The 7291-nt window shown below is 35.2% G+C and carries 16 protein-coding genes and 2 pseudogenes; all 18 read right to left on the bottom strand.

The annotated features are described in order from the left end of the window. Nucleotides 1-58: DUF3113 family protein (locus HMPREF3247_RS15160; RefSeq protein WP_142300282.1), on the bottom strand; the 58-nt coding region annotated here is incomplete at its 3' end. Between the two features lie 4 nt (nucleotides 59-62). Further along, nucleotides 63-467: a DUF1064 domain-containing protein gene (locus HMPREF3247_RS13390; RefSeq protein ID WP_000049784.1), complete on the bottom strand. Its 405-nt coding sequence runs from the start codon at nucleotides 465-467 to the stop codon at nucleotides 63-65. 10 nt (nucleotides 468-477) lie between these two features. Then, entirely contained in the window at nucleotides 478-699 is a 222-nt protein-coding gene (locus HMPREF3247_RS13385) for a DUF3269 family protein (protein WP_001123681.1), read from the bottom strand. A gap of 2 nt (nucleotides 700-701) precedes the next feature. Then, nucleotides 702-917, bottom strand: coding sequence for a hypothetical protein (locus tag HMPREF3247_RS13380; RefSeq protein WP_001024402.1), 216 nt, complete (start codon nucleotides 915-917; stop codon nucleotides 702-704). Further along, nucleotides 914-2155, bottom strand: a complete 1242-nt coding sequence (locus HMPREF3247_RS13375; RefSeq protein WP_001106159.1) for a DnaB helicase C-terminal domain-containing protein — start codon at nucleotides 2153-2155, stop codon at nucleotides 914-916. Before HMPREF3247_RS13375 ends, HMPREF3247_RS13380 begins: the two co-directional genes overlap by 4 nt. Continuing rightward, the gene (locus tag HMPREF3247_RS13370; RefSeq protein WP_001132243.1) at nucleotides 2152-2508 is read right to left on the bottom strand and encodes a hypothetical protein; all 357 of its coding nucleotides are present in this window, start codon (nucleotides 2506-2508) and stop codon (nucleotides 2152-2154) included. The genes HMPREF3247_RS13375 and HMPREF3247_RS13370 overlap by 4 nt, the downstream gene beginning before the upstream one ends. Further along, entirely contained in the window at nucleotides 2508-3329 is an 822-nt protein-coding gene (locus HMPREF3247_RS13365) for a phage replisome organizer N-terminal domain-containing protein (RefSeq protein ID WP_070866253.1), read from the bottom strand. The genes HMPREF3247_RS13370 and HMPREF3247_RS13365 overlap by 1 nt, the downstream gene beginning before the upstream one ends. Next, entirely contained in the window at nucleotides 3301-3996 is a 696-nt protein-coding gene (locus HMPREF3247_RS13360) for a putative HNHc nuclease (RefSeq protein WP_001121809.1), read from the bottom strand. Before HMPREF3247_RS13360 ends, HMPREF3247_RS13365 begins: the two co-directional genes overlap by 29 nt. A gap of 13 nt (nucleotides 3997-4009) precedes the next feature. Then, the gene (gene ssb / locus HMPREF3247_RS13355) at nucleotides 4010-4438 is read right to left on the bottom strand and encodes a single-stranded DNA-binding protein (protein WP_000934784.1); all 429 of its coding nucleotides are present in this window, start codon (nucleotides 4436-4438) and stop codon (nucleotides 4010-4012) included. Then, complete coding sequence (locus tag HMPREF3247_RS13350) at nucleotides 4438-5076, bottom strand: ERF family protein (protein ID WP_001043072.1); 639 nt, start codon at nucleotides 5074-5076, stop codon at nucleotides 4438-4440. The genes ssb and HMPREF3247_RS13350 overlap by 1 nt, the downstream gene beginning before the upstream one ends. Next, entirely contained in the window at nucleotides 5076-5555 is a 480-nt protein-coding gene (locus HMPREF3247_RS13345; protein WP_000002518.1) for a siphovirus Gp157 family protein, read from the bottom strand. The genes HMPREF3247_RS13350 and HMPREF3247_RS13345 overlap by 1 nt, the downstream gene beginning before the upstream one ends. A 14-nt stretch (nucleotides 5556-5569) precedes the next feature. Further along, nucleotides 5570-5830 carry a DUF1108 family protein gene (locus HMPREF3247_RS13340; protein WP_000291065.1) on the bottom strand — a complete coding sequence of 87 codons (261 nt, stop codon included), beginning with the start codon at nucleotides 5828-5830 and terminating at the stop codon, nucleotides 5570-5572. Between the two features lie 4 nt (nucleotides 5831-5834). After that, nucleotides 5835-6137 (bottom strand): DUF2482 family protein, encoded by a 303-nt coding sequence (locus HMPREF3247_RS13335; protein ID WP_000165369.1) that lies wholly within the window; start codon nucleotides 6135-6137, stop codon nucleotides 5835-5837. Nucleotides 6138-6231: 94 nt separating this feature from the next. Further along, complete coding sequence (locus HMPREF3247_RS13330; RefSeq protein ID WP_000048129.1) at nucleotides 6232-6393, bottom strand: DUF1270 family protein; 162 nt, start codon at nucleotides 6391-6393, stop codon at nucleotides 6232-6234. Further along, a complete protein-coding gene (locus tag HMPREF3247_RS13325) occupies nucleotides 6390-6713 on the bottom strand; it encodes a DUF771 domain-containing protein (protein ID WP_001120937.1) in 324 nt (107 codons plus the stop codon). Before HMPREF3247_RS13325 ends, HMPREF3247_RS13330 begins: the two co-directional genes overlap by 4 nt. A gap of 148 nt (nucleotides 6714-6861) precedes the next feature. Beyond that, nucleotides 6862-6961, bottom strand: a pseudogene (locus HMPREF3247_RS15060) (hypothetical protein); the annotation flags it as partial. A 30-nt stretch (nucleotides 6962-6991) separates the two neighbouring features. After that, nucleotides 6992-7186, bottom strand: coding sequence for a hypothetical protein (locus HMPREF3247_RS13315; protein WP_000388066.1), 195 nt, complete (start codon nucleotides 7184-7186; stop codon nucleotides 6992-6994). A gap of 16 nt (nucleotides 7187-7202) precedes the next feature. Then, nucleotides 7203-7291 (bottom strand): annotated as a pseudogene (locus HMPREF3247_RS14785) (oxidoreductase); the annotation flags it as partial.

The following is a 7291-nucleotide window of genomic DNA, read 5'->3' as shown; positions in this document are numbered from 1 at the left end:
CAACTTCTGTAGGTATTCTTATATCAATCGTTGCGTTTATATATGCTTGTTGTTGCATTAGATCACTTCATTTCTCTTTTGCGTTCTCGTCTTGCTTTAATTAATTCCTCGTAAGTAATCCATGTTTTGCCTGTGTACTTAGGTGCTTTACATATCCAATTGAGTTTTATGTTTCTGTATTTATGTCTGAAAATCTTAGCTTTAAGTTTTGCTACTTCGGTTGGCATACCTTTAATGTCGATAACTTCAATCAGTTTGTCATCGAGATATAACGCGAAGTCTGCAATATATTCAATCTTTCGTTGTTTATCTAGTTTTGGTAATAATTCGAATTTCGGTTGTATTTCGATATGATCATAGTTAGTGCCATTCATATTACTTTCTAAATATTGGTAATATTCGCACTCTACTTTGCTATCAAATACAATTCCTTTGTACTCAACTTTCTTAGCGTTGTATTTACTCACTGTGCCACCTCTAAATATCAAATATCGTTGCTTGTAATCCTAGCTCTTGCTCATACAGAAGCCCATGAGCGCCTTTGAATCGTTTTAGGTCACTATCAGTCATAATTTTCTTTTCGTCGCTGAAATGGGCTCCTGAGAGCGAATAAACTTCATTTACGTTGTCTTTATACTTGATGACCTTAATATCTTCCGTGCCATCTTCTCGGTATAAGTAATATTTTTCTTTCGGCATTTTTAACACTCCTTTATATGTGTTTTCTTCCAGTTGATTTCATTCATAATTTTCTCTTCAACTCTGTCGTAATCATCGAAAGGCGATAACTCGTTATTGTCTAACAATCTGTTAACTGCCCAACCAGTTTCTATATAGACATTTGCTACAATCGGGTCATTTTGCTTTGTCTCTTCATACATCGATTTCAATAAGCTTTTGAATTGCATGATATTCATGTGAAAAACCTCTGAGTCTTCTTGTAATACTCAAATTCAATTATTCCGGTTTCGCCGTCTTTGTTTTTGGCTATGTTACATTCAACAATAGATTTGCCTGTGATACTGTCATCTTCGTCACGGTTATAATAATCATCACGGTAAAGTAGCATTGCCAAACTCGCATCTGCTTCTATTCCGCCTGATTCTTTCATGTCCGATAGCATTGGTCTTTTATCTTGTCTAGACTCGACACCACGATTCAGTTGTGAAAGTAGTACGATGATTGCGCCTGTCTCGTTAGCGATTATCTTTAAGTCACGTGATATCTTTTCTACTGCTACACGTCTATCAATTTTCGCATCAGTATCCATCAGTTGAAGATAATCTATAAAAATAACTTGTTGCCTGTCTGAATGCCTCATTGCTTGTGCTCGCACATCTTGCGGTGTGATATTACTTTTATCAGAAATATTGATGCCTAATTTCATGATTTTATCCATCGCATTCGTTAACTTTGTTAAGTCATCCGGCGTTAAGTTCCTGATTTCTTTTATCTTTGTTAACTCAATACCAGTAATTGTTGATAACATACGTTTCAATACCGATGTGCCGGTTGTTTCGAGACTAAAGAAAGATGTTTTGTATCCACTTTGTGCTATGTTCAGCATCATGTTTAATGCAAAACCTGTCTTACCCACTGAGGGACGCGCTGCGATGACGATTAATTGTGATGGCTCCAATCCCCCTATTTTGTAATCCATGAGCTTGTAACCCGTCTTAATTTGCTTCTTAGGGCTATCGCTGTATAACTCTTCGACAAACTCCTCAACAAACTTCTTGGTTCCGTCTTCTTTTTTGTTAGTAATCGTTTTTAAATCCTTGAGTTCATCAATCAAGTTGTTAAAGTTTTGGTTCGTAGGTTGTTGTTTGAACTCAGTGACCAACTCATTCGCTTTGTTAATTTGATAACTTTCCAATAATTCTTGTTGGTAACGTTCAAAGAAGCCGTATCCAATGAAATCGGAGTTATAAAGTTTAGTTATAGTATCTGCATCTAAAAATTCTTTATCTTTAGTTGCTTTTAAATAGATTTCTTGATGATCTATCTTTCCGGCGTCCATTACATAATTGAAAAAGGTTTTAAACTTTTCGTTAGTAAACATGTAATCTTTAACTCTTATCTTTTCTAGTACGTCCGGTTGTTTAAGTAGCGTAGCGATTATTGTGCTTTCAATTTCAAATTGTCCGTAATTCATTCGTTATCGCCCCCAAATTCTGCCAACTTATTCATGAAGTTATCTAGCGCTATTTTTCTTTGTCTGACATATTCGGGGTCATTCTGCATCTTCCATTGGTGTGTAGCGGTTTCATTATCTACTGGCTCGATAGATACTTTTTTAGGTGCCTTACGCATGATTGCTGGTAAGTTAGGCGGGTACGGGTTGTTACTGTTGATATATCCATCTACCGCTTTTACAGTTGGTTGATAATCTCCGTTTTGACTTAATACATCAATCCACATTTCTAACTTTGGTTTATCAAAATCAATGTTGTATACGTACCTAACTTTTTTAATAATTTCTAATGCTTGTGTTTTGCTCATCGGCATTAGTCATCACTCAATTCTTTTTCCATTTGTGCAATGACATCATCAGTAGCATTTTTCCTAGGCGCTATTTTGTTTTCTGCATCCTCTTTTGTTTTAACGTTCTCTTTAGCCCAGTTGTTTAAAACTTTAATTAAATAGCCACCATGCGCACTTTTGCTTTTAGTGTACTCAACACCTACTTTTACAACTTCAAAAGCGTTCGTACCTATATCATCAATAGCAAACCCTAATTGCTCCATTTGATTAGGCGTTAACTTATCATCTAAATTTGCGATAATGTATTTTATTGAAGATGAGAAGACGGCTTCTCTTTCTTCTTCTTTATTCTTATATTCTTCTTCTTTTTCTTCTTCTTTTTCTTCTTCTCTTTCTTCTTCTTCTTCTTCTGTATCGTTACGTAACGTTACGGTAACGTTACGTTTTGCTTCTAGTAACTTTTTCTGTTTCTCACGATAGCGTTGTTGTCGCAATTTATTTTTTTCTTTATGCTTAGCTTTGCTATCTAAGCTTTGATGCTTCTCCCAGTTTGTCACTTTTATGACACCATTAACTTTTTCAATCATGCCCAATGTCTCAAAAGTTTGAATTGCTAAACTTATTGAGTTAATAGGTCTATTAAATTCATTTGCTAACATTTCTTCGTTGTACGGCAAGTTTTCGGATAGCATAATATAACCTTGTTCATTGTACTTTCCTGATAAAGTTAGTAACTTAACCCAAATAGTTATGATCGTATCTCTTTCGGGTAAAGCTTCGATATATTTGATTTTGCTGTCATCAAACATGCCAACTTTAAGTTTTATCCACGATACTTCTCCCATTGTTTTCTCCTTTCAGCATTTTGTTGAGCCTCTCATCAACTTTTATCCACGAGTCATGCAAGTGGTATTTATCATCAAACGACTTAACGCCAATCGCATGTTGCTCGTTGTGATGTTCGCGACATAACGCTAATACATGTTTGTCATAGTGGTTCATTTTGTTTCTGTTCATGCCTCTGCCGACTGCTTCATAATGTGCCAGGTCTGCGTGAGGCTTTCCGCATATTACACAGTTGCGGTTAACAGTTGACCAGTATAAGAATGATTTATCTTGTTTCAGTAGATTACTCGTTTTATAGCTAAGTGGTATGTCATTGTAGAACGTCCAGTCAAGCGTTGCTTCAATGATTTGACTTGCTTGTGTTCTCGTACAATTACTTAGTGAAATACGTTCATCATAGCCGTAGTAAGTCCTTACATACTCTATGAACATATGTCGCATATAGTCCATTGGTTGACCTGTATATTCTTCTATGTCTTTGACAAGCGCGAATATTTTTCGTCGTTGCTTGCCGGTAATTTGAAACGGATCTATGACGCTCACATCGACTTCCACATCAAACCCGTTATCAAGTAGTAATGTTTCTTTATTACCTAATTCAACACCCGAGATGACAACTGTTGTTGTACCGTCATCTTGAGTGATGTAACTAGTAATTATTGGCATCTAATCATTCCAATCAGAACGGTAAGTCATCATCAGTAATCGCAGTGGTATTATCAAAAGGATTATTACCAGTTTGAGTTTGTCTTTGTTGATGATAATTGTTGTTTGGTTGTTGGTTGTTATTCTTCGGTTCTAAGAATTGAACACTGTCCGCTACTACTTCTGTGACAAATACACGTTGCCCGTCTTTGTTTTCATAACTGCGTGATTGTAAACGTCCATCAACGCCAGCCAATGACCCTTTGGATAAATAATTATTTACATTTTCTGCTTGTTTTCTAAAAGTTACACAGTTAATAAAGTCTGCCTCACGTTCTCCTTGAGCGTTAGTAAATGTTCTGTTAACTGCGATAGTGAAAGTGGTAACACTCACACCATTTGGCGTTGTTCTATATTCTGGATCTTTTGTTAAGCGTCCTACTAATACTGTTCTGTTTAACATTATTGTTTTCCTCCAGTAATTGTTTTTGCGTTGTTTCGCATTTTTTGAATAGCTTCTGCTGCTTGTTTTTCTGTTAATTTATAGTTATTTATGTCGAATTTTTGTTCTACTATATTTTGTGGCGCTTCTTTATCCGTGCCCTTTATCAAGTTAGTGAAATCTATAACCTCTTTCCTTAAAATCCCTATGGTTTCGCTACTAGCCCATTGTGTTCTAGTTTGCTGTTTTGGATTATTATTTTTTCCACTTGCTTCATTTCCGTCATCATCTTGGTCGCTAGTAATACCGAAAACCGCGGATAATGAATAACGTTTAAGGTAGCTGATTAACGAGCCTGCGCCTTGTGGCGTATTCTTTTCTGCATTCATAAATACAGGATCGTACTCGATATATTCACCGCTTTCATGCATAAGCATTGTAGCGACTCCTACGCGTCCGTCTACATCGTTCAAAGCCCATTGGGTATAAGACAACCCATGAGGCGTTGCTGCCTTGTCAATGGCTTCTACAACGTTCTCGAGTGGTACATATTTTGATTTGTAAAATGGATTATTTTTATCTTTAAGTGGCTGCTTTACTTCCTTGCGAAACGCAACCATAGCTTTATTTATTTCAACAACTGTTTCTGATTTGTTCATCACTTAATCACCAGGCTTTCTGTTACCTTTAATTCAGCACCCGGAATATCTTTCCCAGCTTTCAAATCATCGATTAGTTGCTTAGAATTAAGCTTTGGCGCTTGTGATAGCCAATAATCCTTTGGAATAAGTTTTTCATCGATAATATTTTTACTAGCCCCGTTTTTGCGCTTGTAAATATGATTAGTAGCTGTGCGGTAACTATCTACTTCCTGTGTTTCTAACATCTCTTTTAAGTAATCTCTTAAACGATCAGTTAAATTTTGTTTTTGTTTTTTTAAATTTTGAAGTCTCTTAATTTCTTTATCTATGACATCTATGTCACCTAAAGTTTCACGTCTCCAATTGACAATGTTTTCTACTTTGACGTTCATTTCTGCTTTGATAGAATCTAATGTATCTTTTAGTAATGTTGGATCTAATTCATCTTGATTAGACATCTCTTTAAATGCTTCTGATAGCTCATATAGATTAGCCATTAGTTAATCCCCCTCTACCATTTCATGACTAAGTTAATTAGTCTGTCCTGTTCATCTGTGTTCTCTTCAATCCATTCATCTATCGCTTGGTTGAATAAGTCTGATGCCATATCTAAGTCATTCTCATCTACGACATAAGCATGTTTAATTGGTACGTTGTTCATATCTTTAACTTGTATTGATATGCCCATATGACCTTTTAAAATGAATAGCTTAAAATCGAATCCGTTAACATGAATATTTTTGTGTATGATATCGCCTATTTCGTAATACATTGTTTTAGTCCTCCTTGTCGTCATCAATACCGAGAAATTTTTGTGATTTACACATTTGGAGAACATTGACAATATCTTTATAACTCTTAGTGCTATCCAATAAGGAAGCAAGATCGAAAGTATGACCAATCACAGAACTTGAACCTGCTAAATAATCTCCGTCGATAACTCCTATTGATGAGAAAAGCAAAATATCAAATTTACTTTCTCCCTTAATTTCTTTCGCTAATTCATACAATTCTGCCGTTTTTTCAGATAATAAGTCTTTTATTTCTTCCTGCGTCATGTCTTTATAATTTTTAGTCATGGTTGACTTCCTCCGTTTTTCGTTTTATATTTAACTTGAATTTTATTTCTTAAATGTTTGTTACTGTTACTTGTTGGCGCAAGTAGCAGTTTTTTTATTCTTCATAAAAGTATTCCTTATAGAATATGAATGTTGCGATACTTGCGAATCCTGCAATTGACCATGCTGTAGTGAAGTATAGAAACGGCATAAGTACAATCGCTAAGACTGTGAAGCATAGTACTGCTACTAGGTAGCTTTTATAAGTTTTACTCATTTGTTGTGCCCTCCTTTGTAAATCTCATTAAAATGTTCATCTACAAACTTATGCATCCTTCTTGCGTTAAACCTCCAACGATTAAAATTCTCATCAGGATAATGTACGATACCTTGTGCTCTTAACTCTTTTTCGAGTCTAGGGTGAAATAATAACCTGTCTTTGATTGTTTCATCAGATGCAATTTTTAATTTCTTCTTTAAGTCGCTCATGTTCCATACAGGGTCTAATGAGTAAGCTATTAACTCTTCATATTCATCTTTTGTGATAAGCACGTGTGTTTCAGGTATTGGAACGGTTACGTTTAATACATGTGGCATTTCTATCATTCCTTTCGTGTATAATGTTGTTATTTGCTAATAGTTTGTTCGGCGAACTTCAAAAGGCGACGAGCAGATTCAGTAAAATTTTCAGCATCTTTCGGTATGGTTAAAGATTTGTTGTTTAGATAGTTACTCAACGCCTTACTACTAATCACAGGTTTTCTAGTGTGCTTCTCAATCTTTACAACCTTCCACGTCACAACTGCCATTGTGGTGAGGAGGGTTGTTTTGTATAGTGCGTTCATTTGTTTATGCTCCTTTGCATTTCCAAAAATTTAATATAATTTAAATTCGATACCATCTATTTGAATGTATAGATTATCTAAATCAGGGATTGCCTTTTTATATAAACCAAATCTTGATTTGATATCTGCTAATAAATAGGTATCTAAGTTACCAATTGATAATAGTCGTCTATTATTTGCTTCGTCATAGTAGTAATAGATGACTTTTTTGTTTTGAGCTTCCATTTGCTGTGCCCTCCTGTTAAGTTGTTTGTTTTTCTCCTAAAAACTTATTAACAAAGTATTGTTGTCCTTTGCCTGTTACTTTTGGCGTCTTACTAATTGATGTGT

This window comes from Staphylococcus sp. HMSC36A10, from assembly GCF_001838845.1.
In the GTDB taxonomy this organism is placed as follows: Bacteria; Bacillota; Bacilli; order Staphylococcales; family Staphylococcaceae; genus Staphylococcus; species Staphylococcus aureus.
This window is presented reverse-complemented; position numbering and strand designations above follow the sequence as displayed.

Coding starts and splice junctions, on each gene's coding strand:
- HMPREF3247_RS13385 (WP_001123681.1), bottom strand. CDS start 699: ATGCCGAAAGAAAAATATTACTTATACCGAGAAGATGGCACGGAAGAT.
- HMPREF3247_RS13380 (WP_001024402.1), bottom strand. CDS start 917: ATGAATATCATGCAATTCAAAAGCTTATTGAAATCGATGTATGAAGAG.
- HMPREF3247_RS13375 (WP_001106159.1), bottom strand. CDS start 2,155: ATGAATTACGGACAATTTGAAATTGAAAGCACAATAATCGCTACGCTA.
- HMPREF3247_RS13370 (WP_001132243.1), bottom strand. CDS start 2,508: ATGCCGATGAGCAAAACACAAGCATTAGAAATTATTAAAAAAGTTAGG.
- HMPREF3247_RS13365 (WP_070866253.1), bottom strand. CDS start 3,329: ATGGGAGAAGTATCGTGGATAAAACTTAAAGTTGGCATGTTTGATGAC.
- HMPREF3247_RS13360 (WP_001121809.1), bottom strand. CDS start 3,996: ATGCCAATAATTACTAGTTACATCACTCAAGATGACGGTACAACAACA.
- ssb (WP_000934784.1), bottom strand. CDS start 4,438: ATGTTAAACAGAACAGTATTAGTAGGACGCTTAACAAAAGATCCAGAA.
- HMPREF3247_RS13350 (WP_001043072.1), bottom strand. CDS start 5,076: ATGAACAAATCAGAAACAGTTGTTGAAATAAATAAAGCTATGGTTGCG.
- HMPREF3247_RS13345 (WP_000002518.1), bottom strand. CDS start 5,555: ATGGCTAATCTATATGAGCTATCAGAAGCATTTAAAGAGATGTCTAAT.
- HMPREF3247_RS13340 (WP_000291065.1), bottom strand. CDS start 5,830: ATGTATTACGAAATAGGCGATATCATACACAAAAATATTCATGTTAAC.
- HMPREF3247_RS13335 (WP_000165369.1), bottom strand. CDS start 6,137: ATGACTAAAAATTATAAAGACATGACGCAGGAAGAAATAAAAGACTTA.
- HMPREF3247_RS13330 (WP_000048129.1), bottom strand. CDS start 6,393: ATGAGTAAAACTTATAAAAGCTACCTAGTAGCAGTACTATGCTTCACA.
- HMPREF3247_RS13325 (WP_001120937.1), bottom strand. CDS start 6,713: ATGCCACATGTATTAAACGTAACCGTTCCAATACCTGAAACACACGTG.
- HMPREF3247_RS13315 (WP_000388066.1), bottom strand. CDS start 7,186: ATGGAAGCTCAAAACAAAAAAGTCATCTATTACTACTATGACGAAGCA.